Source organism: Pseudomonas sp. B3(2017), from assembly GCF_002113595.1.
Classification (GTDB): domain Bacteria; phylum Pseudomonadota; class Gammaproteobacteria; order Pseudomonadales; family Pseudomonadaceae; genus Aquipseudomonas; species Aquipseudomonas ekonensis.
In genome coordinates this window covers 1-23,591 of sequence record NZ_NEIU01000033.1, presented here as the reverse complement: position 1 = coordinate 23,591, position 23,591 = coordinate 1, and the positions used below count along the sequence as shown (strand labels likewise).

The 23,591-nt window shown below is 66.9% G+C and carries 24 protein-coding genes and 1 pseudogene; 19 read left to right on the top strand and 6 right to left on the bottom strand.

Going from position 1 to position 23,591, the window contains the following annotated elements; all coding sequences use genetic code 11:
- Positions 1-229 precede the first annotated feature (229 nt).
- From CAG33_RS27670 to CAG33_RS27580, 19 genes are all read left to right on the top strand, one after another.
- Positions 230-2,095, top strand: a complete 1,866-nt coding sequence (locus tag CAG33_RS27670; protein ID WP_371857693.1) for a cytochrome D1 domain-containing protein — start codon at positions 230-232, stop codon at positions 2,093-2,095.
- A gap of 13 nt (positions 2,096-2,108) precedes the next feature.
- Complete coding sequence (locus tag CAG33_RS27665) at positions 2,109-2,759, top strand: SCO family protein (RefSeq protein WP_085586855.1); 651 nt, start codon at positions 2,109-2,111, stop codon at positions 2,757-2,759.
- On the top strand, positions 2,756-3,376 hold the full coding sequence (locus CAG33_RS27660; protein ID WP_085641230.1) for an SCO family protein: 621 nt from the start codon (positions 2,756-2,758) through the stop codon (positions 3,374-3,376). The genes CAG33_RS27665 and CAG33_RS27660 overlap by 4 nt, the downstream gene beginning before the upstream one ends.
- Positions 3,377-3,427: 51 nt before the next feature.
- On the top strand, positions 3,428-4,960 hold the full coding sequence (locus CAG33_RS27655) for an ABC transporter substrate-binding protein (protein WP_256575604.1): 1,533 nt from the start codon (positions 3,428-3,430) through the stop codon (positions 4,958-4,960).
- A 15-nt stretch (positions 4,961-4,975) separates the two neighbouring features.
- Positions 4,976-5,929: a peptidylprolyl isomerase gene (locus CAG33_RS27650; RefSeq protein ID WP_085586858.1), complete on the top strand. Its 954-nt coding sequence runs from the start codon at positions 4,976-4,978 to the stop codon at positions 5,927-5,929.
- 233 nt (positions 5,930-6,162) lie between these two features.
- Entirely contained in the window at positions 6,163-6,696 is a 534-nt protein-coding gene (locus CAG33_RS27645; RefSeq protein ID WP_085586859.1) for a response regulator, read from the top strand.
- Between the two features lie 84 nt (positions 6,697-6,780).
- On the top strand, positions 6,781-8,502 hold the full coding sequence (locus CAG33_RS27640; RefSeq protein ID WP_085634111.1) for a GspE/PulE family protein: 1,722 nt from the start codon (positions 6,781-6,783) through the stop codon (positions 8,500-8,502).
- Positions 8,483-9,286 carry a hypothetical protein gene (locus tag CAG33_RS27635; protein ID WP_085641228.1) on the top strand — a complete coding sequence of 268 codons (804 nt, stop codon included), beginning with the start codon at positions 8,483-8,485 and terminating at the stop codon, positions 9,284-9,286. Before CAG33_RS27640 ends, CAG33_RS27635 begins: the two co-directional genes overlap by 20 nt.
- A gap of 1 nt (position 9,287) precedes the next feature.
- The gene (locus tag CAG33_RS27630) at positions 9,288-9,833 is read left to right on the top strand and encodes a pilus assembly protein (RefSeq protein ID WP_085586862.1); all 546 of its coding nucleotides are present in this window, start codon (positions 9,288-9,290) and stop codon (positions 9,831-9,833) included.
- Positions 9,820-10,368, top strand: a complete 549-nt coding sequence (locus CAG33_RS27625; RefSeq protein ID WP_085634114.1) for a GspMb/PilO family protein — start codon at positions 9,820-9,822, stop codon at positions 10,366-10,368. Before CAG33_RS27630 ends, CAG33_RS27625 begins: the two co-directional genes overlap by 14 nt.
- Positions 10,368-10,886, top strand: coding sequence for a hypothetical protein (locus CAG33_RS27620; RefSeq protein WP_085641226.1), 519 nt, complete (start codon positions 10,368-10,370; stop codon positions 10,884-10,886). The genes CAG33_RS27625 and CAG33_RS27620 overlap by 1 nt, the downstream gene beginning before the upstream one ends.
- Complete coding sequence (locus CAG33_RS27615; RefSeq protein ID WP_085641224.1) at positions 10,883-12,730, top strand: secretin N-terminal domain-containing protein; 1,848 nt, start codon at positions 10,883-10,885, stop codon at positions 12,728-12,730. Before CAG33_RS27620 ends, CAG33_RS27615 begins: the two co-directional genes overlap by 4 nt.
- Before the next feature lie 2 nt (positions 12,731-12,732).
- Positions 12,733-13,203: a type II secretion system protein gene (locus tag CAG33_RS27610; protein ID WP_085586866.1), complete on the top strand. Its 471-nt coding sequence runs from the start codon at positions 12,733-12,735 to the stop codon at positions 13,201-13,203.
- A 5-nt stretch (positions 13,204-13,208) separates the two neighbouring features.
- On the top strand, positions 13,209-13,583 hold the full coding sequence (locus CAG33_RS27605) for a type II secretion system protein (protein ID WP_085586882.1): 375 nt from the start codon (positions 13,209-13,211) through the stop codon (positions 13,581-13,583).
- Positions 13,558-14,097: a type II secretion system protein gene (locus CAG33_RS27600; protein ID WP_085641222.1), complete on the top strand. Its 540-nt coding sequence runs from the start codon at positions 13,558-13,560 to the stop codon at positions 14,095-14,097. The genes CAG33_RS27605 and CAG33_RS27600 overlap by 26 nt, the downstream gene beginning before the upstream one ends.
- The gene (gene csgE / locus CAG33_RS27595) at positions 14,094-14,486 is read left to right on the top strand and encodes a curli production assembly/transport protein CsgE (RefSeq protein ID WP_085634117.1); all 393 of its coding nucleotides are present in this window, start codon (positions 14,094-14,096) and stop codon (positions 14,484-14,486) included. The genes CAG33_RS27600 and csgE overlap by 4 nt, the downstream gene beginning before the upstream one ends.
- Positions 14,483-14,914: a curli assembly protein CsgF gene (locus CAG33_RS27590; RefSeq protein WP_085586869.1), complete on the top strand. Its 432-nt coding sequence runs from the start codon at positions 14,483-14,485 to the stop codon at positions 14,912-14,914. The genes csgE and CAG33_RS27590 overlap by 4 nt, the downstream gene beginning before the upstream one ends.
- Before the next feature lie 29 nt (positions 14,915-14,943).
- The gene (locus CAG33_RS27585; RefSeq protein ID WP_085586870.1) at positions 14,944-15,804 is read left to right on the top strand and encodes a CsgG/HfaB family protein; all 861 of its coding nucleotides are present in this window, start codon (positions 14,944-14,946) and stop codon (positions 15,802-15,804) included.
- A gap of 741 nt (positions 15,805-16,545) precedes the next feature.
- Complete coding sequence (locus tag CAG33_RS27580) at positions 16,546-16,917, top strand: DUF6124 family protein (protein ID WP_085586873.1); 372 nt, start codon at positions 16,546-16,548, stop codon at positions 16,915-16,917.
- 82 nt (positions 16,918-16,999) lie between these two features.
- Here the strand turns inward: CAG33_RS27580 and CAG33_RS27575 are convergent.
- From CAG33_RS27575 to CAG33_RS27550, 6 genes and pseudogenes are all read right to left on the bottom strand, one after another.
- Positions 17,000-17,261, bottom strand: a pseudogene (locus CAG33_RS27575) (type II toxin-antitoxin system RelE/ParE family toxin).
- Positions 17,251-17,457 (bottom strand): antitoxin, encoded by a 207-nt coding sequence (locus CAG33_RS27570; RefSeq protein ID WP_085586875.1) that lies wholly within the window; start codon positions 17,455-17,457, stop codon positions 17,251-17,253. Before CAG33_RS27570 ends, CAG33_RS27575 begins: the two are co-directional and overlap by 11 nt.
- A gap of 337 nt (positions 17,458-17,794) precedes the next feature.
- Positions 17,795-19,246: a curlin gene (locus tag CAG33_RS27565; protein ID WP_085586877.1), complete on the bottom strand. Its 1,452-nt coding sequence runs from the start codon at positions 19,244-19,246 to the stop codon at positions 17,795-17,797.
- Between the two features lie 27 nt (positions 19,247-19,273).
- Positions 19,274-19,735 carry a curlin gene (locus CAG33_RS27560; RefSeq protein WP_085586878.1) on the bottom strand — a complete coding sequence of 154 codons (462 nt, stop codon included), beginning with the start codon at positions 19,733-19,735 and terminating at the stop codon, positions 19,274-19,276.
- Positions 19,736-19,806: 71 nt separating this feature from the next.
- Positions 19,807-22,035 (bottom strand): Ig-like domain-containing protein, encoded by a 2,229-nt coding sequence (locus tag CAG33_RS27555; protein ID WP_085586879.1) that lies wholly within the window; start codon positions 22,033-22,035, stop codon positions 19,807-19,809.
- A gap of 35 nt (positions 22,036-22,070) precedes the next feature.
- A complete protein-coding gene (locus CAG33_RS27550; RefSeq protein ID WP_085586880.1) occupies positions 22,071-23,417 on the bottom strand; it encodes a hypothetical protein in 1,347 nt (448 codons plus the stop codon).
- Between the last annotated feature and the right edge of the window lie 174 nt (positions 23,418-23,591).

Here is a 23,591-nt window from a genome sequence, read left to right as displayed (position 1 = left end):
CGGCGGTGGGCAGGTGGCTCTTCTGTAGGAGCGAGCCTGCTCGCGATGGGCACGACGCGGATCTGGATGGTGCGGCAACTGGCGCCATCGCGAGCAGGCTCGCTCCCACAGGGGGGCGGCGGTGTGCGAGGGGATTCTCTGTAGGGGCAGGGCGGTGTGCAGGCGGTTGGGTTTGGCCATGAGGCGGAGGGAGTGCGGTATGAGCTGGATCATCAGAATCAGTGCGTGGATGCTGGCGCTCGCCGGTGCGCTGGCGCAGGCCGACGAGGTGCAGACCCTGGCCCGGGACGGGGTGAAGGTGGACTTCGCGCTCCGGCCGCTCGCCGAGGACGGCACACTGCAAGAAGGCGAGTTCGCCGACGTGCAGTTCCGCATCACCGACGCCGCCTCCGGCCAGCCGCTGTCCGGCGTGGCGCCGGGGGCGTGGATCGATCCGCAGGCCGTCGCCGCCGACCAGGCCCAGGGCCGCGACCGCAGCTGCAAGTCGCGGGTCGGGGTGTTCCTCAAGTCGAACATCGGCGCACGGCCGCTGCTCGACCTCAACAGCTATTTCGTGCTGGTGATGAACCGCGACGCCAGCCTCGCCGTGGTCGACCCGTCGGTGTCGGTGGGCGGCATCACCAGCACCCTGGCGCGGATCGAACTGGCCGGGCCGCCGATGGACTGGGTCACGCCGAAGGACAACAAGCAGGTGTTCGTGTCGATGCCGGCGGCGGGACAGGTGGCGGTGATCGACAGCGAGCGCTTCAAGGTGAGCGGTTCCGTCGCCGCCGGCCGCCAGCCGGTGCGGGTGGCGCTGCAGCCGGACGAGCGTCTGCTGTGGGTCGGCAACAACGCGGCCAAGGCCGATGAGTCCGGCGTCACGGTGATCGACACCCAAAGCCTCAAACCGCTCAAACACCTGGCGACCGGCCGCGGCCACCACGAAATCGCCTTCAGCAAGGACAGCCGCTTCGCGTTCGTCAGCAACCGCGACGACGGCACTCTGAGCGTCATCGACGTCGCCAGCCTCAGCCTGCTCAAGCAGGTCAAGACCGGCGCCAGTCCGCTGTCGGTGGCCTATTCGCCGCTGTCCGGCGCGGTGTACGTGGCCGACGGCAAGGACGGCACCGTGACCGTGATCGACAGCGCCAGCCATGCGGTGCGGCGGGTGATCAAACTGCAGCAGGGCCTGGGCCCGATGGGCTTCGGCGCCGACGGCCGCTTCGGTGTGGTGCTCAACACCGTGGAAAACCGCGCCACAGTGATCGACGCCGCCAACGACGCGGCGATCCATGACCTGGAGGTGTCCGCCGAACCCTATCAAGTGGTGTTCACCCGGGCCTTCGCCTACGTGCGCGGCCTGGCGTCGCCGAAGGTCACGATGATCAACCTGGCGTCCCTGGGCGAAGGGCGCCAGCCGATCAGCCAAGGGTTCGAGGCAGGTCCCCAGCCGCCGCGGCTGGCCGGGGATCTGCCGCTGGCGTCGAGCCTGGCGGTGGCGCGGGACGACAACGCGGTGTTCGTGGTCAACCCGGTGGACAACACCACCTATTTCTACGCCGAAGGCATGAACGCGCCGATGTCCGGCTACCCCAACCGGGGCCAGTCGGCCCGGGCCGCGCTGGTCGTCGACCGTAGCCTGCGCGAGGTGTCGCCGGGGCTGTACAGCGCGCGGGTCAAGCTGCCGGCGGCCGGGCGCTTCGACGTGGCGTTCCTGCTCAACCAGCCGAACCTCATTCATTGCTTCACCGCGCAGGTGGAGCCGGACAGCGCTCAATCCCGGCACGCCGGAACGCCCAAGGTCGAGTTCCTGCTGGACAAGACCGCCGTGGCGCTCAACGACCCCTACGAGGTGCGCTTTCGCATCGTGCAGGGCAAGCAGAACGCCGCACGCGCCGGGGTGAAGGACGTGCAGCTGCGCTACTTCCTCGCACCCACTTCGCGCCCCCGCACGGTGGCGGCGCTGGAAGTCGCCGACGGGATCTACGAAGCCCCCGTGACCCTCGACCGCAGCGGCGCGTGGTACCTGCATGTGCGCGCCGCCTCGCTGGGCGCCGGCTTCGACGACAAGACCTTTGCCAGTGTCCGGGTGCTGCCCGGCAAGACTCAGTGACGAGGACGCCACCATGAAGCGATTCGCATCCCGCAGCCTGCTCACCCTGTGCCTGCTGAGCGTCGGCATCCACCCGGCCAGCGCCCATTCGACGGACGAGCACGCCGGCCACAAGGCACCCGCCGCCAGCGCCCAGGAACACGCCCAGGTCAAGTTCGCCGACGTGCCCCTGGTGGACCAGAACGGCAAGACCGTGCACCTGGAACAGGACCTGGTGCACAACAAGATCGTGGTCATGAGTTTCATCTACACCAGTTGCACCACGGTCTGCCCGGTGGTCTCGTCGATCATGGGCAAGGTGCAGAAGCAGCTCGGCGCCCGGGTCGGCGGCGAAGTGCAGTTGGTGTCGATCAGCATCGATCCGCAGCGCGACGACCCCAAGCGCCTGCAGGAATACGCCCGCACCTTCCAGCGGGGGCCGGGCTGGAGCTGGCTGACCGGCTCGCCCCGGTCCATCGACGCCACCCTCAAGGGCCTGGGCAGTTTCAGCGGTGACTTCAAGAACCATCAGCCGCTGATCCTCGTCGGCGACGGCAACAGCCGCCACTGGATGCGTTACTACGGCTTCACCGATCCGGCCCTGCTGGCCAAGGAAGTGGAGAAACTCAGCGGCCTGCGCACCCACGCCAAACACACGGCCATCGCCATGGAGCAACAGCCATGAGAACCCTCGACTGGATCACCCTGACCGTGTGCTTCTGGATCTTCAGCCTGGTGGCGTTCGCCCACGAGGGCCATGTGCAGCCAGCCCCCGCCACGGCCAGCGCCGCCCCGGCCAAAGGCACCCACGACGCGAAGACCTGGTTCACCGACACCCTGCTGACCGACCAGCACGGCCAGACCCAGCGCTTCTACAGCGACGCCCTGCAGAACCGCGTGGTGCTGCTCAACGTCATCTTCACCAGCTGTAACGACGCCTGCCCGCTGATCACCCGCAAGCTCAAGGAAGTGCGCGAGCTGCTGGGCGACAAGGCCGACGGCGTCACCTTCATTTCCCTTACCAGTGACCCGCTGCGCGATACGCCGGCGGTGCTCAAGGCTTACACCTTGAAGCAGGGCGCCGATGACCCTCACTGGCTTTTTCTCACCGGCGACAAGGCGCAGATGGATCTGGTGCTCGGCCGCATCGGCCAGATCGTGCCGACCCCGGAGCAGCACTCCACCCAGTTGATCGTCGGCGATGTGGCCAACAAGCGCTGGAGCAAGATCCGCCCCGACGCCCCCGCAGCGGCCATCGCGCAGCGCTTGCAGCTGCTGACGATGCCCGTGGCCGGACGCTGAGGCCTGGCCATGAAAACCGCTCCCGCAGGATTTCCAGTCGCGATCCTCCGCATGCTTGTCTTGGTTCTGCTCACCGGAACCAGCCTGGGCGCGGGCGCGCTGTCGCTGACCGACGAGGAAAGCGCCGGCAAGCGCCTGTACCGCGAAGGCCTGTCGGCCAGCGGCGAGCCGATCATGGCGCGGGTCGGCGCGGCGGATGTGCTGCTGCCGGCCACCAGCCTGCCGTGCGCCAACTGCCACGGCGCCGACGGCCTCGGCCGGCCCGAGGGCGGGGTGCGCCCGCCGGAGCTGAACTGGGCGCGGCTGACCAGCGCCTACGGCCAGCAGGTCAACGGCCGCCGCTATCCGGCCTACGATGACGCCAGCCTGGCGCGGGCGATCCAGCAGGGCCGCGACCCCGGCAACCATCGGCTGGATGCGAGCATGCCGCGCTTCCTGTTGTCGATGAAGGATCAGCGCAACCTCACCGCGTACCTCAAGCGCCTGGCCGACGAGCGCGACCCGGGGCTGGAGGCGGACACCCTGCACCTGGGCACCCTGTTGCCCAGCCAGGGCCCGCTGGCCGAAGAGGGCGCGACGGTGGCGGCGGTGCTCAACGGCAGCGTGGCGCGGATCAACGAGGCGGGCGGCATCCATGGCCGGCAGTTGCGTCTGACCGTGGCCGACCCCGGCCCCGACCGGGCCAGCGCCGAACAGGCCCTGCAACGGCTGATCGACGACGAGCACGTGTTCGCCCTGATCGCGCCGCTGGCGCCTGCGCTGGACAGCGAACTGGCGCCGCGCCTGGAACAGGCCGGCCTGCCGCTGATCGGGCCGCTGTCGCTGCAAGGCCCGATGCCGTCGAGCCCGCAGATCTTCGAACCGTTGCCGGGCCTGCGTGAGCAGCTGATCGCGCTGGCCGACTACGCCACGGCCAGCCTGCGGGTGCTGCAAGGGCCGACGCTGATCGCCTATCCCGACGACCCGGGCCAGGCGCAGGCGGCCCAGGCCCTGGGTCGCTACCTGCAGAACCACGGCTGGCAGAAGGTGCAGGTGCAGGCCTACGACGCGGCCGCCGGCACGGTGCCGCTGGGCTCGCGTTCGGTGTTCTACCTGGGCAGCGGCGGCGGGTTCAGCCGCTTGGCGAACGGGCTGCAGAAGGCCGGGCAGGTGCCGTACCTGTTCGCCGCGTCGAGCCAGGTGGCCGGGGACCTGTTGCAGGTGCCGGACGGTTTCTCGCGGCGGGTGTTTCTGGCCTATCCGTTCGTGCCCAGCGACTGGACCCAGGCCGGGCGCCTGGCGCTGACCTTGCTGCGCGAGCATCAGGGCCTCGGCGCCCAGCACGCGGTGCTGCAAGTGGGCGCCTACGCCTCGATGCTGCTGTTCAGCGAAGGCATGAAGCAGGCCGGGCGCGACGCCAGCCGCGAAAAACTGGTGGCGGCGCTGGAAGGCCTGCACGACTTCGACACCGGCCTGACCCCGCGCATCAGCTTCGGCCCCGGACGCCGGTTGGGGCTGAGCGGGGCCCATGTGGTGACGATCGATTTGCCCGACCAGCGCTTTTACTTGGTGGCGCCCTACAGACCTGTTGTCGACACACCCTGACCGGAGCGATGGATCATGAAGCTCAAGACGATGCTGTTGCTGTTCGCAGGCTGGCTCCCGGCGGCGTTCGCCAGTCAGGAACCGGTGGCCGCGCGGGTCAACGGCGAGGCCATTTCCGAATTCCGCCTGGAGCGCTACTTCACCGAATACCTGGAAGACCAGGGCCGCGCCGTGGCGAGCATCCGCAATCCCAAGGCGTACAGACAGTTGCGGCAAGCGGCGTTGCAGATGCTGATCGACAAGGAACTGCTGTGGCAGGAGTCGCGCAAGCGCGGGGTGCAGGTCGATGAGCAAACCGTGCGCCAGCAGGTCGAGCAGACCCGTCAGGCCATCGGCGGCACGGAGAAATTCTCCCGGCGCCTGCAAGAGGCCGGCTTCGACGAGGCCTCGTTCACCGAGTACACCCGCCGCGAACTGGCGGCCCAACGGATGTTCGCCGAACTGACCCGCACTGACGATCCAGCCGAGCAAGAGGTGCGCGCCTTCTTCGAGGAGCACCGCGCCGAGATGGGCACGCCGGAGCAGGTGCAGGCCCGGCACATTCTGGTGAAGGTGGCGCGGGAGGCCGATTCCGCCACGGTCGAGGCGGCGCGTCTACGCTTGATGCAGATGCGCGAGGCGGTGGTGCGGGGCGAAAGCTTCGCCAGCGTCGCGCAAAAGGGCTCGCAAGATGCCACGGCCAGCCAAGGCGGACAGTTGGGCTACTTCGCCCGCGGGCAGATGGCGCCGGCGTTCGAGGCGGCGGCGTTTGCCTTGAGGCCCGGGGAACTCAGCCAAGCGGTGCGCACACCGTTCGGCTGGCATTTGATCATCGTCGAGAACCACAAGGAGGCGGCCGATGTCCCAGAGGAGCAAGGGCTGGAAACGGTCAGGGCCTACCTTGCCCGACAGCGACAGACCCAGGCTCGTCGTCAGGCGCTCGCGCAATTGCGGGCGCAGAACAGGATCGAACGCATTGACGACGACTGAAGGTTCCCCCCCAATAGTGGGGAATGGCTTCGATGCCCATTCAGGTGCTTCCCCGTTTCTGGGGAACGGGGTACCGGGACGAGCGGGCATTTCCATTCAATTCAAGGACATGAAAACAGAAAATGACCGGCACCCGGCCTGGCATGAAGTGTGCGTTACCTCTGGCGAGGCGCACTCCACCAGGCCCGGCCCGAGGTTTCCACTGCCGGACCTGCGGTTTCAAGGAGTCCACCTTGGTTAACAAAGTACTGGTTGTCGAAGACGAACAGCAGTTGGCGGAAAACCTTCAGGTTTACCTGTCGACGCAGGGGCTGGACGTCCGGATTGCACATGACGGCGCGGACGGGATCGGCCAGGCCGAGACCTTCGCCCCCGATGTGATGGTGTTCGATTACCGCTTGCCCGATATGGAAGGCTTTGAGGTGCTCGACGCCGTCCGCCGGAACAGGACGTGTCATTTCGTGCTGATAACGGGTCACCCGACCGCTGAAGTCTGTGAGCGGGCGCGGCAACTGGGAGTCAGCCACATCCTGTTCAAGCCGTTCCCGTTGGCGGAACTGGCGCGGGCGATCTGTGACCTGCTGGGGATCGAGCGCAGCGCGAGACCCGGTGCGAGCCCTTCGCAAGGGTTCGTCGAACGACGCCAGAGCAAGACCGAGAGCTTCCCGTTGCAGTTGTTCGATGGCAGTTGGGTGCTGGCGGATCGCCGACGAAGCAAGTCGGACGCCCTGGCACCGGATGACGACCAAATGCTCACCGGGGAGTAGTGGCGCGATCAGACGTTCCGGCACCCGCCGCAATGGCCTGCCGCGCCGACTGGGCCCCCGGCCCCGGGCGTTGGAGAGCAAGCCATGGATCGTCTGTCCGTTGTCGTCGAACCGCCGTTGGCCGAGCCGGTGCCGCAAGCGCAGGCCCCGGCACGCTTCACCGCTGAGCAACTGGCCCAGGCCCGGGCACGGGCCGCCGGCTCCGGGGAACGGATGCTCGACGCCCTGGCCGGCCTCAGCGAACTGGCGCCCATGCCGTTCATCGCCAGCCTCGGCGCCACCCTGCATTATCCGGTGCTCGACACCGACAGCCTGTTTTCGGCCGTCCCGGTGTTCGACCGGGTCACCCTCGCGCAATGCCTCAAACGTGAATTCATCCTGCTGCGCCACCGCGACGAGGTCATCGGCGTGTTCGCCGACCCCTTCGACAGCGCGCGCCTGGCCTGGATCGACGAATGCCTGCACGGCGCGCCGCTGTACCTGGTGCACGCCGACGACCTGAGCGCCTACCTGGCCCGCCACGAAGAAAGCTTCCACGCCGTGGAGTCGCTCAACGCCCAGGCCGACGCCGGCACCCAGACCGACACCTTGCAGAGCCTGTCCCTGACCAGCATCAGCGAAGACGCCAGCGTGGTGGTGAAACTGGTCAACTCGACCCTCTACGACGCGCTGAAAATGCACGCCAGCGACATCCACCTCGGCACCACCGGCAACGGGCTGGTGATCAAGTACCGGATCGACGGCGTGCTCAACAACATCAGCAAGATCCAGGGCACCGAGTTCGCCGAGCAAGTGATTTCCCGGGTCAAGGTCATGGCCGAACTGGACATCGGCGAGAAGCGCGTGCCCCAGGACGGTCGCTTCAAGATCGGCATCAGCGGCCGGCAGATCGACTTCCGGGTGTCGATCATGCCGAGCATCTTCGGTGAGGACGCCGTGCTGCGGGTGCTGGACAAGCAGGACCTGGCCGACAAGGTCTGCGGCGTGCAGCTGCAGGCCCTGGGCTTCGAGGACGAGACCCTGCGCCAACTGCGAAGGCTGGCCGCCGAACCCTACGGCATGGTGCTGGTGACCGGCCCCACCGGCAGCGGCAAGACCACCACCCTCTACGCGATGATCACCGAGATCAACCACGGGGTGGACAAGATCATCACCATCGAAGACCCGGTGGAATATCAGTTGCCGGGCGTGCTGCAGATCCCGGTCAACGAGAAGAAGGGCCTGACCTTCGCCCGCGGCCTGCGGTCGATCCTGCGCCACGACCCGGACAAGATCATGGTCGGCGAGATCCGCGACCCGGACACCGCGCAGATCGCCGTGCAGTCGGCGCTCACCGGGCACCTGGTGTTCACCACCATCCACGCCAACAACGTGTTCGATGTGATCGGCCGCTTCACCCAGATGGAGATCGACCCCTACAGCCTGGTCTCGGCGCTCAACGCGGTGCTGGCCCAGCGCCTGATCCGCCTGGTGTGCACGAGCTGCGGCGCGCCGGTGACACCCAGCGAAGAAGAGCTGCGCGCCTCGGGCCTCGACCCGCACAAGGTCGGCCATTACCGCTTCGTCCACGGCAAGGGCTGCGGCCATTGCCGGGGCAGTGGCTACCGCGGGCGCACGGCGATCGCCGAACTGCTGCACCTGGACGACGAGCTGCGGCAGATGATCGTCGAACGCCAACCCATCACCCGGATCAAGGCCCTGGCCTGCGAGCGCGGTCTGCGCCTGCTGCGCGAATCGGCGCTGGAACTGGTGGAACACGGCCGCACTACGCTGGAGGAGATCAATCGTGTCACTTTTATCGCGTGAGCGTTTTGTCGCCGTGCTCGGCGCCAGCGGTGTGGGCCTGGGGCAGCGGCGGGGCAGCGAGACCCTGTGGCTGGGCAGCGTCGGCTACATCGACGAAGGCTTCCAGAGCTACGCGGTGGCGCTGGACACCCTCGACCGCCTGCTCGGCGAACACGCCAAGGCCGGCGCCGAGCTGTGCGTGGTGGTCTCCGGGCACTTCAGCCGTTTCTGCCTGGTGCCGTGGAGCGAGCAGATCTGCACCCCCGAGGAACTGCGCGGCTTCGCCCAGCTGTGCTTCGAAGACCTGTTCGGCGCGCCGACCCAACCCTGGAGCCTGGTGCTGTCCGCCGAGCCTGCGGGCCACGACCGCATCGCCAGCGCCTTGCCGCAGGACTTGCTGGAGCGTCTGCGTGCACTGGTCGCCGGGCGTGGCTTGCGCCTGCGTTCGGTGCAGCCGTACCTGATGACGGCGTTCAACCGCTTCGACCGCAGCCTCGACGCCGGCGATTTCTTGTTCGTGGTCGCCGAACCGCAGCGCAGCGTGTTGCTGCTGGCCCGGGAAGGGCGCTGGACGGCGGTGCGTTCGGTGGGCGGCAGCGACAGCGATGCGGCGCTGGCCGCGCTGGTGGGCCGCGAGCGGCAATTGCAGGCCAGCGCCAGCGAGCGTCCGTTCAACGTCTACCTGCACGCCCCGGCGCGCCTCGATGCGCAGCCGCAGATCGACGGGGTGCAGGTGCGCACCCTCGAAGACGACTCGATGACCGTGCGTGACGGCTTGTACGTCATGTCCCGGGCGGTGGCCTGACATGCGCGCCCTGAATCTGGATTTCCAGCCCCGTCCCCGTTCCGGCCCGTTGGGCTGGAGCCTGCTGGGCGGCGGCGCGCTGCTGGCGCTGGTGTGCTTCGGCGTGCAGCAGCACCTCGGCGCCCAGGCCGAACAACAGCAAGGCCATTTGCAGCACACCCAGCGCAAGCTCACCGGCGACAGCGGCGTGAAGGCCAGCCTGACCCCGGCCGAGACCCGCGAACAGGCGCAGAACCTGGCCGAGATGCGCAAGGTGTCGCAGCAGCTGCGCCGCCCGTGGGAACGCCTGTTCGCCATGCTCGAAGCCATGCCCCGGGGCGACATCGCCTTGCTCAGCCTGACCCCGGACGCACGCAAGGGCCAGGTGCGCATCAGCGCCGAGGCCCGGGACCTGCAGGCGATGCTCGATTTCCACAAACGTCTGGAGGCCAGCGACGAGCTGTCGGACGTGTCGCTGCTGAGCCACGAAATCGTCGTGAAATCGCCGGAGCACCCGGTGCAGTTCAACCTGTCGGCGACCTGGGAGATGGGCGATGCGAATCCCTAGACTGATCGTCCACGAATACCTGCAAGGCCTCGGCGTGCCGGGCCTGGCCGGGTTGGCCCTGCTGCTGGTGGCGCTGGCCTGGGCCCTGGGCGGCCTGCTGCCGGGCTGGCACTCGCTGCAACAGTTGAGCCGCCAGACCGAGGAGGCCACCGAGTACCTGGCCAAGGTCGAGGACGGCAGCATCGCGCCGCCGGTGGTGCCGCAGCGCCAGCTCGACGACTTTCGCAACAAGTTGCCGGCCCAGCCCCAGGCCACCGTCGCCATCGACCGCATCTACGCCCTGGCGGCCCAGGAGCGCATCACCCTGGCCCGCGGCGAATACGCCCTGGGCGTCGATCCCAAGACCCATCTGGCGCGCTACCAGATCCTGCTGCCGGTGCGCGGCAGCTATCCGCAGCTGCGCCGTTTCCTGCATGCCTTGCTCGGCCAGTTGCCGGCGGTGGTGGTGGAGGACGTCGAGTTCCAGCGCAAGAAGATCGCCGACACCGACCTCACCGGCCGGATCCGTTTGACCCTTTACCTGTCGAGGTCGTGATGGACACCAAACGCATCGTCGGGTGGGTGGCGTTCTTCGGCGTGGCGGCGGCGCTGGCCTGGCTGCCGGAATACTTCGGCCCGGGCGAAGACGGCGAGTCGGCCGACCTCGCGGTGGCCACCCCGGCCAAGACTGCTGGCCGGGGCGCGCCGACCGCCGGTGGCGCGAAGGCCGACGCCGCGCCGATCAAGGACCTGGGGCCGGCCGGCGACCTGTTCGCCGCCCAGTCGTGGAAGCCTGCGCCGACCCTGGCCACGGTCACCGAGCAACCCGTCAACCCGGCCACGGCGGTGCAATCCCCGAGCCTGCCGCCGGTGCCGTTCCAGTTCGTCGGCCGGCTGCATGACCGCAGCGACCTGCAGGTGTTCCTGCAGGACGGCGAGAAGATCTACGTCGTGCGCAACGGCGATGTGATCGACGACACCTGGAAGATCACCGGCATTTCCGACCTGGAACTGAGCCTGGTCTACCTGCCTTTGCATTTGTCGCAGACCTTGTCTGTGGGGAGTACGCAATGAACAGATCCCGTTTGCTGATGAGCCTGGGCCTGTGCGCCGGGCTGGCCGCGTGCAGCTCGGCCCAGGTGGCCAACAAGGAGGCCGCCGACCTGATCGACCAGGGCCAGTACGAGGCGGGCCTGGCCCGGATCGAGGAAGGCCTGCGGGAGAACCCCCGCGACACCGAGCTGCATCTGGCGCTCAACAGCGGCCGGGCCAAGGCCATCACCGCGCTGCTGACCTCCGGCGACACCGACCGTTCGCGGCGGGACTTCGCCTCAGCCCGCACCGCCTACAACCGGGTGCTGACCATCGAGCCGAACAACCGCCGCGCCCAGGACGCCCTGCGCCAGCTCGACTACCTGCGCAGCATGGACGAGAAACTCGAACTGGCCCGCGGCGACCTGCGCCGGGGCGACATCTACGGCGCCGACCGGCAGGTCAAGCAGATCCTCGAACTCGACCCCACCAACGAAGGCGCGCTGGAGCTGCAAGGCAACATCCGCCTGGTACAGAGCCGCAACGTCGTGCAGTACCCGCAGCTGCGCACCCGGCTCGACCGGCCGGTGACCCTGGAATTTCGCGAAGCCAACCTCAAGACCGTGTTCGAGGTGCTGTCCCAGGTCGCCGGCCTGAACTTCATCTTCGACAAGGACCTGCGCCCGGACCTGAAGGCCACGATCTTCGTGCGTGACGTGCGCATCGAAGACGCCGTGCAACTGCTGCTGCAACAGAACCAGCTGCACCAGAAAGTGGTGAACGAAAACACCTTGCTGATCTACCCGGACTCGCCGCAGAAGCTCAAGGATTACCAGGAGCTGGTGATGCGCACGTTCTACCTGACCAGCATCGACGCCAACACCGCGCTGAACATGATCAAGACCATGCTCAAGACCCGCGACGTGTTCGTCGACGAGCGCCTCAACACCCTGACCATGCGCGACACCGAAGACGCGGTGCGCATGGCCGAGAAACTCTTGCAGTCCCAGGACCAGTCCAACCCCGAAGTGGTGCTGGAGGTGGAGGTGATGGAAGTCGCCCGCCAGCGCATCCTCGACCTGGGCCTGCAATGGCCGAGCACCTTCGGCGTGGTCAACAGCGACGGCTCGCCGGTGACCCTGCTGGGCCAGCTCAAGGGCATCAATTCCGACCGCATCTCCATCGCGCCGTCGCCCCAGGCCAAGATCAACGCCCAGGACAACGACATCAACACCCTGGCCAGCCCTGTGATCCGCGTCAGCAACCGTGAGCAGGCACGCATCCACATCGGCCAGCGGGTGCCGATCATCAGCGCCACCTCGGTGCCCTCGACCCAGGGACCGGTGATCACCGAGAGCGTCACCTACCTCGACGTCGGCCTGAAGCTTGAAGTGCAGCCCACCGTGCACCTGAACAACGAAGTGGCGATCAAGATCGCGCTGGAGGTCAGCAACGCCACGCCGCTGGAGCCGACCCGCCAGGGCACGATCCCGGTGCAGGTCGACACCCGCAACGCCCAGACCTCGCTGCGCCTGCACGACGGCGAGACGCAGATCCTCGCCGGGCTGGTGCGCAACGACCACGGCGCCACCGGCAACAAGATCCCGGGCCTGGGCGACATCCCCGGCCTGGGCCGGCTGTTCGGCAGCAACAAGGACACCGTCGGCAAGTCGGAACTGGTGCTCTCCATCACCCCGCGCATCGTGCGCAACCTGCCGTACCAGAGCCCGTCGGACATGGAGTTCCCCACCGGCACCGAAACCAGCATGCACATCCAGGCGCCGGACCGCTCGATGCAGGCGGCCACCCCGGCGCCTTCCACTCAGCCTCGTGCGCTGGGCGGGGCGGCGGTCGCCACCACCCGCGTCACCGTCGAGAAGCCTTGATCATGAACACCGAGCGCGGTTTCACCCTGATCGAAGTCGTGGTGACGCTGGCCCTGATCGGCCTGCTGGCGGGCATGGCCGCGCCCCTGACCGAGACCCTGGTGCGCCGGGGCAAGGAGCAGGAGCTGCGCACGGCGCTGTACCAGATCCGCGACGGCATCGACGCCTACAAGCGCGCCTTCGACGCCGGCTACATCGAGAAGTCGCTCAACAGCAGCGGCTACCCGCCGAACCTCAAGGTGCTGGTGGACGGCGTGCGCGACGTGCGCAGTGCCAAGGGCGCCAAGTTCTACTTCCTGCGCCGCATCCCGCGTGACCCGCTGGTGCCGGCCAAGCGTGACGACGAAGGGGGTTGGGGCCTGCGCGCCTACAACAGTTCGGCCCAGAACCCGCGCGACGGCGAAGACGTGTTCGACGTCTACTCCAAGGCGCGGGGCAAGGGCCTCAACGGCATCGCCTACCGCGAGTGGTGAACCTCATGCGCCGGGAACAGGGCTTTACCTTGCTGGAACTGATGGTGGTGATGGCGATCATCGCGACCCTGATGACCATCGCCTTGCCGCGCTACTTCAACAGCCTGGAGGCCTCGAAGGAAACCACCCTGCGCCAGAGCCTGTCGGCCATGCGCGAGGCGCTGGACCACTACTACGGCGACACCGGGCGCTACCCCGACTCGATCGATCAGTTGGTGGAACTGCGTTACCTGCGCAACGCGCCGCTCGACCCGATCACCGAGCGCAAGGACCAATGGGTGCTGGTCGCGCCGCCGGACGGCGTGGCGGGCGGCGTGGCCGACATCAAGAGCGGAGCCACCGGGAGGGCGCGTGATGGCAGCCAGTATTCGGAGTGGTGAGCGCGCGGGGCAGGGTGGGTTCACCTACCTGGGCGTGCTGTTCCTGATCGTGCTGATGGGCATGGGCCTGGCCAGCGCCGGCGAGCTATGGTCGACGGTGTCGCGGCGCGACCGGGAGAAACAGCTGCTGTGGGTGGGCAGCCAATACGCCCAGGCGCTGCGCAGCTACTACCGCAGTTCGCCGGGGCTGGCGCAGTACCCCAAGGAGCTGGTGGACCTGTTGCAGGACGAGCGCTTTCCCGAGCCCCGGCATCACCTGCGCCGGTTGTACCCGGACCCGGTGGGCGGCGGCGAATGGGCGCTGCAGCGCGGCTTCGACGGGCGCATCACCGGGATCAACAGCCCCTCCACCGAGACGCCGCTCAAGCAGGCGGACTTCCCGGCGCAGTGGTCGGACTTCGAAGGCATGACCCGCTACTCGGACTGGCAGTTCGTCGCCGAAAAGGCCTTCCTCGACGGCACCAACGGCCCGGCCAAGAACCCGTCGGCCCTGCCGCAGGCGCTGCAGCCATGAACGGCCGGTTCTGCTGTGCGCTGATCCTCGTCCTGGCGGCGTGCTGCGCCCAGGCCGGCGAAGAAGACGAAATGATGGGCTTCATCGTCGACGACACGATTTCGCACATCGGCCATGACTTTTACTACCTGTTCAGCGAACGCCTGCGCGACACCAGCCCCATGGACTTCAACCTGGTGGTGCGCGAGCGGCCCGACGCGCGCTGGGGCAGCCTGGTGACCGTGGAATATCAGCAACGCCTGGTCTATCGGCGCTTCCTGCCGCCGAACACCGTGGAACTGAAGGACGAGGCCTACGAGGCCGCCGACTGGGTTCGACGCCAGGTTGTCCAGCGCAAGCTGGAGGCCTTGTTGCAGGACACCACCGACCTCGAGAAGGACGAACTATGAACACGACAACGTTCTCACGGCGCCGCGCACCCTGGATCGCAGGATGGCTGATCGGCCTGGCCGGCTGCGCCGCCGTCCAGGCCACCGAACTGGTCTACACGCCGGTCAATCCGTCGTTCGGCGGCAACCCGCTCAACGGCACCTGGCTGCTCAACAACGCCCAGGCCCAGAACGACCACGACGATCCGGACCTCAAGCGCCGCACGACCGTAGCCGGCACCTCCGCGCTGGAGCGCTTCACCAGCCAATTGCAGTCACGGCTGCTGGGACAACTGCTGGACAACATCTCCACCGGCAACACGGGGAGCCTGTCCACCGACGCATTCATCGTCAACGTCATCGACGACTCCGGGGCACTGAGCATTGAAGTGACCGACCGAGCGACCGGTGAGGTTTCGGAAATTCAGGTTAACGGCCTCAACCCATGACGGGATGAGCGTTCCGGGGAGTGCAGGACATGAAAAAAATAATTGCGCTAGGGCTGATGTTGGCGGCATTGCAAGGGTGTGGTCTGCGCGAGCCGATGCCGGCCGAGCAGGACACCGAAACCCCGACCCTGACCCCCAGGGCCTCGACCTACTACGACCTTCTGAAAATGCCGCGGCCCAAGGGCCGCCTGATGGCGGTGGTGTACGGCTTCCGTGACCAGACCGGACAGTACAAGCCGACCCCGGCCAGCTCGTTCTCCACCAGCGTCACCCAGGGTGCGGCGAGCATGCTGATGGACGCCTTGCAGGCCAGCGGCTGGTTCGTGGTGCTGGAGCGCGAAGGGCTGCAGAACCTGCTGACCGAGCGCAAGATCATCCGCGCCTCGCAGAAGAAGCCCAACACCCCGGTCAACATCCAGGGCGAGCTGCCGCCGTTGCAGGCGGCGAACATGATGCTCGAAGGCGGGATCATCGCCTACGACACCAACGTGCGCAGCGGCGGGGAAGGGGCGCGCTACCTGGGGATCGACCTGTCCCGCGAGTACCGGGTCGACCAGGTGACCGTCAACCTGCGGGCGGTGGACGTGCGCAGCGGGCAGGTGCTGGCCAACGTGATGACCAGCAAGACCATCTACTCCGTGGGCCGCAGCGCCGGGGTGTTCAAGTTCATCGAGTTCAAGAAGCTGCTGGAGGCCGAGGTCGGCTACACCACCAACGAACCGGCGCAGCTCTGCGTGCTGTCGGCGATCGAGGCGGCGGTGGGGCACCTGCTGGCGCAGGGCATCGAACGGCGGCTGTGGCAGGTGGCGGGGGACAACTCTGCGCCTTCGCAGGACGAGACGCTGAACCGTTACCTGACGCAGAATAAGGTGGATCCTGAGGCGGAATGAGCTTGGGCTTGGCGGCTCTCGGCTCTCGGCTCTCGGCTCTCGGCTCTCGGCTCTCGGGTCGAGCGCTCGACGGCAAGAGCCAGCCAGGCCTCTACCGAACCACCCTGTCCCCTGTGGGAGCACCTGTCTTGATCTGAGCCTGCGTTGTCCGCACTGACGCCATCGCCAGCAGGCTGGCTCCCACAGGGAAATGTGTGCACACCCCGAAACACTGTGGGAGCGGGCTTGCCCGCGATGGCGGCCCGACAGCCGACCTACCTCTACCTGACTGCACCCGATTCCTTGCGGGAGCCAGCCTAACCTCTCCCTGACCAGCCCAAACCCCTGTGGGAGCCAGCCTGCTGGCGATGACGGCCGAAAGCCGACCAGTCCTTGGCCGATGCACCCACAGCCGGACTGCATTTCAGTTCCAGATTGTTTAAAGGATGTTGCTGATTTGCAGATCCTTCCCACAAGGTTTTCAGGTTGTCCCTCGGAAGGCCGGGCCCTAGCCTGTGTCTGTCGCTGAGTTCAGCGATCGGGATTGGAAACCCCGGGTAAAACAGAACGCAGCGGTCGCCTTTCATGACGTATGCTTGCGCACCTTTTGGGTGTGCACTCTGTTATGGCGGCTGTGCGTGGGGGGCCTTCGGGTCGTCCGGGTTTCTCTGTTTCCCGGGTTTCCAACCTGCGTACAGCTGCCACCCCTTCGTCCGGAAACCGAATGGGCCAGCTCCGACTCATCAAACAGAGTAAGACGCCATGTTCAAACCCACACCCAACCCTCCTGTAACCCCCACCACCGACCCCGCATCCCCCTACGAATCCATTGACTCCCGCAAGCTCAACGAAGCCGCGGAACGCGCCCTCGACCACTACCTCAACCCGACCGCCCGGATCATGGCCGCCCCCAGCGACGCGGACCCCATGTACCTCCCTAACCCGGTCTACGACACCGAATCCCTGCTGGCCAACGCCAGCGAGAACCTGGGCTCGGCCTCGGAGATGCTCAACAACTTCGCCGCCACCCTGGACAACGGCCACCGCCGCACCGCGCTGGGCATCGCGCAACTGGTGATGTTGAGTGAGGTGGCGGTGGGCCAGGCGCTGGATAACGTCGAGCCTAAGACCTGAATGCGTTGACCTGACAGCAAGGTGAGCAAGATCCCCTGTGGTGAGGGAGCAAGCCTCCTCGCCACAGTGGCTGACAGCGGTGTCAGGGATATTCCTGACGCGCATGCAAGACGCTCAAGACTCGCACGTGATCCGCCACTTGATAGATGACCAGATAGTTGGGGTGCACAACGATTTCCCGTGTGCCGGCAACCCGACCTGATCGATAGAGACAAGGATGCACAGTCAGTTTGGAGGTAGCGGCTTCAATGCCCTTGAAGAGCTTCATGGCCGCTGCGTGGTGCCGGTCGCTGATGAATCTGCAGGCGTTCAGACCGTGCTTCAGGCTGCCACTCAATCTGCATCGTGGGTTTTGCGCTTCGCTTCCATCAGGGCCTGCATTTCGGCCATCACCTGATCGTGGGCAATGCTCGGGCGCGGGTCATCGAGGGAGGCTTGGACCTTGGCCCTGAACCACCGGTCATAACTGGCCGCCTGCTCTTCGGGCTCAAGGTCTGAAACGACTGGGCACAGCGGGTCGATGAGGGTCGGGTCGGTCATAGGGCCTCCGGGCGCAATGCCCGGCAGTCTATTCGGTAACGGGCACGCTGTCGTCGCTGACGGGATGAGTTGCATAGGGGAAACGCTCCGTGAGGTTCAGGTGGATGCCTGCCGATCCTGGACGGCGCACTTCCGAGGGGCAACCTGCAAATTCGGTCGGAAAAATCCGCATCTTTTCTCAACTTCCTCATTCATCTGTAGGAACCGATCTGGAAAGAGAGGGGGGCAGTCACTCCGTGTTTTCGTTCATCGCGAGCAGGCTCGCTCCCACAGGTGTTCCGGGCATGGAAAAGCCGCGATCGCACAACGCAATCGCGGCTTTTATTACGCCCAACCCTTACTGCTGCAACACCGTCGCCTGGTTCGCCGATCCGAACTGCTGGATGTTCGCCGTCTGGGTCATCCCGCTCTGATCCACGGTGGCGATGTTGCCGGTGCCGCCTTGGGTCACGTACGCCACGTTCATCGTGTCGGCCTGTTTCACGCTGATCTGGTTGTCGCTGCCGTAGAGCTGCGCGGTGTAGGCCTGGTTGCCGGAGCCGGACTGGTCGAACTCGGCGCTGTTGCCCGAGCCGTTCGACGAGCCCTGGATCAGGTTGGTGGTGCCGCGCTGGTCGGCGATGAGGATGTTGTCGCTGCCGTTCTGGTCGAAGTACAGCTCGTTGTAGGACTCGGCCTGGCTGACGGTGGTCTTGTTGCCGGTACCGGTCTGGTGGGTGGTCATGGTGTGGCCGACGCCGTCCTGGGTGAAGCTGGCGATGTTGCCGTTGCCGGCCTGGGTGACCGTGGCGCGCTGGTTGCTGCCGAACTGGCCGCCGTGCTGCGGGCCTTTCCAGTTGCTGGCGTAGACCTTGTTGTCGTTGCCCGCCGAGGTGGCGTTGAGCACGTGGCCGTCGCCGTTCTGGTAGGTGAAGTGGACATTGCCGTTGCCCACCTGGTACAGCGCCAGCGTCGAGTTGACCGACTCGAACTGGTCGGCGTAGATGGCGTTCAGGTTGCCGACCTGGGTGACGGCGGCGGTGTTGTTTTCGCCGTAGCTCTGGTCCACCACGGTTTCGTTGCCGTCGCCGTACTGGTTGATGGTGGCCTGGCTCGCCAGTTGCGAGTCCTGCCAGATTTCGGTGCCGTTGAGGGTGCCGAACTGGTTGATGGTGATGGTGCCGCCGGTGCCGTTGCGCTGGTCGCCGTAGGCGTAGTTGGAATCGCCGGCCTGGTTGATGCCGATCGTGCCGCCGTTGTGGGTGACCTGCTCGGCGGTGCCGTAGTTGGCGGTGCCGTACTGGGTGATCACCGAGCTGTTGCCGCTGCCTTCATACAGCTGCTCGATGTTGGCTTCGTTGCTGTCGCCGTACTGGAAGGTCTTGCCTTCGCTGCCGTTCTGCGAGTCCTGGTAGATGAACGAGAAGTTGCCGCTGCCTTGCTGTTGCTGCAGCGCCGTGTTGGGCGAACCGAAGCCCAGGGACTGGCTGGCGTGCGCGGTGTTGAAGGTGCCGACCTGTTGTTGGGTGATGGTGCCGTTGTCTTCGTAGAGCTGTTCGGCGTAGCCGGCGTTGTAGTCGCCGACCGCGTCCTGGGTGATGGTGCTGGTGGCGTGATCCTGCACGGCGGCGGCGTTGTTGCCCTCACCGAACTGGGTCTGGGTGGCGGTGCTGAACGGGGCCTGGGTCTGCTTCACATCGGCGATGTTGGCGGTGCCGGCCTGGCTTTGGGTGGAAAGGCTGTCGTCGGCCATGGCCTGGGCACTGATCATGACCAGGATGGCGGCGGTGAGGGGCGTCAATTTGAACATGATGAACTCTCCGATGATTGCAGTGCTTTAGCGGTATTGCTTGACCGAGACGCTCATGCCGTTGCCCGACTGGGTCACGGCGCTTTGCAGCCCCGTGCCGGCCTGCTCGATGCTGGCGTCGTTGTTGTTGCCGTTCTGCGAAATCTGCGCGCGGTTGTGGCTGCCGGCCTGGGTGATCGAGGCGGCGTTGCCGGAACCGTTCTGGGTGATCTGCGCCATCAGGTCGCTGCCCTGTTGCAGGATGTACGCCTCCTGGTTGCTGCCCGACTGCACGATCCGCCCGAGCAGTGACTGACCGTTCTGCGAGAGCAGGGCGATGTTGGCCTGGCCGTTCTGGTCGATCAGCGCTTGCTGGCCCACAGGTGGGGGCAGTTCGCCGAGGTCGGCCGAGGGGGCCAGGTCATCGTTGTCCATCAGGTCGTCGGCGCGCGCGCCCGCACCGCCGCACAGGGCGAGCAGGCACAGCAGGGCGGCGGTCGGCGTGTTCATGGCGTTGTCCTGTGTCGTTCAGGCGGTCCGGGGGCTTGCCCCATCCACCCGCAGGCGGATGGGGCGAAGGCCTACAGCGTGGTCACCGACACCGTGCGCACGGTGCCCTGGGACGAGCGGATGGTGGCGGTCGGGTTGGCCGACGGCACCACGTTCGTGTTGTTGAGCGTCAGCCGCCAGCGACCGGTGACCGGCACCGTCGTCGTGCCGAGGGTGACCAGCCCGGTCGGGGTGGTGACCTGCACGGTGATGGTGTTGCCGGTGGTCACCGATGAGGTGCCGGCGAAGTCCCAGTTGAAGCGGTTGCCGGAGCGCGCCTGCACCGTCGAGGTGGTGATGGTGAAGGTCTCCGCCGCCGGCCGTGGCGACACTTGCACGGTGACCGTCGCCGGCGTCGACTGGGCGCCGAAGCTGTCCCGGGCGATGTAGGTGAAGGTCGTGGTGAAGGCCGTGGTCACGGTGGCCGGCGGGGTGTAGGTGATCACGGTGCCGTCGGTGCTCACGGTGCCGCGCCCGGCCGGTGGCTGGGTCAGGCTGGCGACGCCCAGCGGCACGTTGCCTTCCGGATCGGTGTCGTTGGCCAGCACGTTGATCGGGATCGCCACGCCCAACGTGGCGACGCTGTCGGCGACGGCGGTCGGCGGCCGGTTCGGTGCCACGCTGACGGTCACGGTGGCCGGGTTCACCGAGGCCAGGCCTTTGCTGTCCTGGGCCTTGTAGGTGAAAGTCGCGGTCAGCGGCGCGTTGACCACCGCAGGCGGCGTGTAGACCACCGAGGTGGTACCGTTCAGAGCGACGGTGCCTTGGCCGGCGGCCGGTTGGGTCAGCGCGGTGATGGACAGCGGCACGTTGCCGTCCGGGTCGCTGTCGTTGGTCAGCAGGCTGAGGGTGATGGGCACGCCGAAGCTGGTGCTGCCGGTGTCGGCGACCGCCAGCGGCGCTTGGTTTTCACCGGTGTCCGGTGCGCTGCCGACCACCACGACCGGCTCGGTGTCGCTGCCGCCGGCGGCGGATTTCACCGTCACGGTGGCGGGTGGCTGGGTCAGGTCGGCCACGGTGATGCGCTGCAGGGTGCCGGTCTTGGACAGGCGGCCGTAACCCTGGGCGACCATGTCCGGCACGGCCACCTCATCGGAGGACGTGGCCTCGATCAGCAGGCTGTGGTTGGCCCAGCTGTAGCGGGCGGTCTGGATCTTCACCACGTCGGTGAGCTTGCTCGACACCGCCGTCGGCCGGGTGGTGCCGGTCGGGTTGGTGGCGGTCACGACGACCACCGACGGCAGGGTGCCGGTGCCCAGGCGCTGGCCGAAGAACAGCCCGTTGTTGTCGCCCAGCAGGTTGGTCTGGCACGGCGACGGCGGGGTGCCCGGCACCAGCGCCACGCTTTCGCGAAAGCACAGGGTGGAGCTGGCGTCGGCCTTGGCGAACACTTCGGCGCGTATGCCCGCCGAGGTGCGGCGGTAGGTGGCGCGGTCGATGGCGACGTGGGTCTGCTGACGGTTGTCCAGCACCTTGCCCGCCACGGTGAACAGGTTGGTCTGGATCGTGCCGGCCGGCCCCGTGATGCGCACGAAGTTGGTGTTGAACGGGCTGCCGGTCACCGCTTCGGTGAGGTTCGGGTCGCCGACGAAGGTCTCGATGCTGCCGGTGTCCGGGTTCACTTCGGTGTACGGGCCGTTGACGCTGCGCAGGAACGGGCCGATGGCGCCGTTGAGCGCACCGCTGAAGTCGCCCGGCGCGCCGATGCCGATGTCTTTGGTGATGTTGATCGCCCGCCGTCCCGGTGCGGTGACGTTGACCGTCTCCACGCCGTAGGGGTGGGTGATGGTGTAGGTGCCGGCGACGGGCACGTTTACCCGGATGCGGATCCGCGCGAAGCTTTGCTGATCGCCGTCGACGGGGTTTTCCGAGGCGAACGCCGCTTCGATCCCCGCCACGTAGGCGTCCATGCCGTAGCCGGCGCCGTTGTTGGCGATGTTGGTCTCGGCCAGGAACCAGAAGGCTTCCGGCGGCCAGTTGTCGGGGAACACCATGGGCTGGGTGTCGTCGAAGACGCCAGGCTCCGGCAGCAGGGTGCACATGTAGGCCGGCGGCACGCTGGCCGGCACCCGCGAGCTGGCGGCCCGGGACTGGCACAGTTCCATCGAGAGCAGGTTGTTGTCCTGGTACCACATCGGGAATTTCCCGGTGGCGAAGGTGTAGGGGCCGGGATCGACGGCGGCGAGTTGCGCGAACGCACTGCCCGACAGCGAGATTGTCAGCCCGAGCGCGTTGAGCGCGAAGCGTGGCCACTTGTTCATGATGCCTCCTGATGCGGATCTGGGCATGTGAGCGTTCATTGCACGATGACCACTTCTTCGGTATCGCTGCCGCCGTTGGACGACGTCACCCGAACCTTGGCCGGCGGAATCGGCGAGATCCCGGTGGTGAGGGATTTCACCGCGCCGTCGCCGCCCAGGGCACCGATGGCGGCGCCGCCGGCGGTGCTGGCGGTGAGCACCGGCGGCGAGGTTTCGTCGCTGGTCGAGGCCACGAGGGTCAGTTGCCCGGAGCTCAGGCTGTATTCGGCGCGCTGGATCACCACCAGGTCCGTCAGGGCCATGGGCAGGGTGGTCGGGGTGCTGCTGGCGATGGCCAGGTGGTTGTCGGCGGTCACTTGCAGGGTGGTCGGCAAGGTCGGGTTGGCCGGTGACTGCGCATACCAGCTGCCGGTGCTGTCGGCCTCCGTGAGGTTGAGCACCGGGGTGCTGCTGGTGACGGCGACGGTGGCGGGCGCGGGCGGGGCCTGGACGAACACGTCCTGCTGGGCCACCGGGGCGCTGGCGCCGGGGGTGCGCGAGTAGGTGCTGCGCTGGGTGATCAGCGGCGTCGGGCGGACCACCGTGGACAGCTTGCCGGAAATGGCGAACGTGGTGGTGCGCAGGTCGATCCCGCCGGGCCCTTCGATGCGGATGAAGTTGGTGTTGAACGGGCTGCCGGTGACGGCCTCTTCCAGGTTCGGGTCGCCGATGAACTGCTCGGCGGCGCCGGTCACCGGGTTGGTCTCGGTGTAGGGCCCGTTGACGCTGCGCAGGAACGGGCCGACGTCGCCCTTGAGCGCGCCGTCGTAGGTCTTCGGCGAGCCGATGCCGATGTCGCGGGTCATGTTGATCGCCCGCCGGCCGGGGGTGTCGACGTTGAACACGTCCACGCCGTAGGGGTGGGTGATCACGTAGGTGCCGGCGGTGGGCACGTCGACCCGGATGCGGATGCGGGCGAAGCTGATCTGGTCGCCTTCCGCCGGATCGCCGCCGCCGAAGGCGGCCTCGATGGCCGAGACGTAGGTCAGGTCGATGCCCCGCGCGGCATCGACGATGCTCCCGTCAGCGGTGAACCAGAAGGCTTCATCGGGGAAGTTGCTGGGGAAGGACAGGGGTTGCGCGTCGTCGAAGATGCCCGGCGCCGGCAGCAGCGAGCACATGTACGACGGCGTGCCGGGCACGCTCGGCACGCGGGAGCTGAGCGCTTTGGACAGGCACAGATCCAGGGTGCGGCCGTGGGTGTCCTGGTACCAGGCGGCGAAATTGCCGTTGGCCGGTGCGTAGGGGCCGGGGTCGACAGCGAACAGAGCGGCTTGGGCGATGCCCTGGGCCAATGCGCTCACGACCAGGACGGTCGCGGTTTTGGACAGTAAAGGGTGCATGAGTTAATCCCTCTATCGAAGTGCCTGCCCCGTGGGGTGGGTCAGTTGCAGGGGCCTCTACAACTTCCATACCAATGCACCCTCAGACAGCCGCAAAGCCCCGTGCCAAGGGCCTTTGAGGGTGATTGGGAGAGGGTGGCGAGGCACGCAGGGCAGGGCGACAGTCCCCAGGAT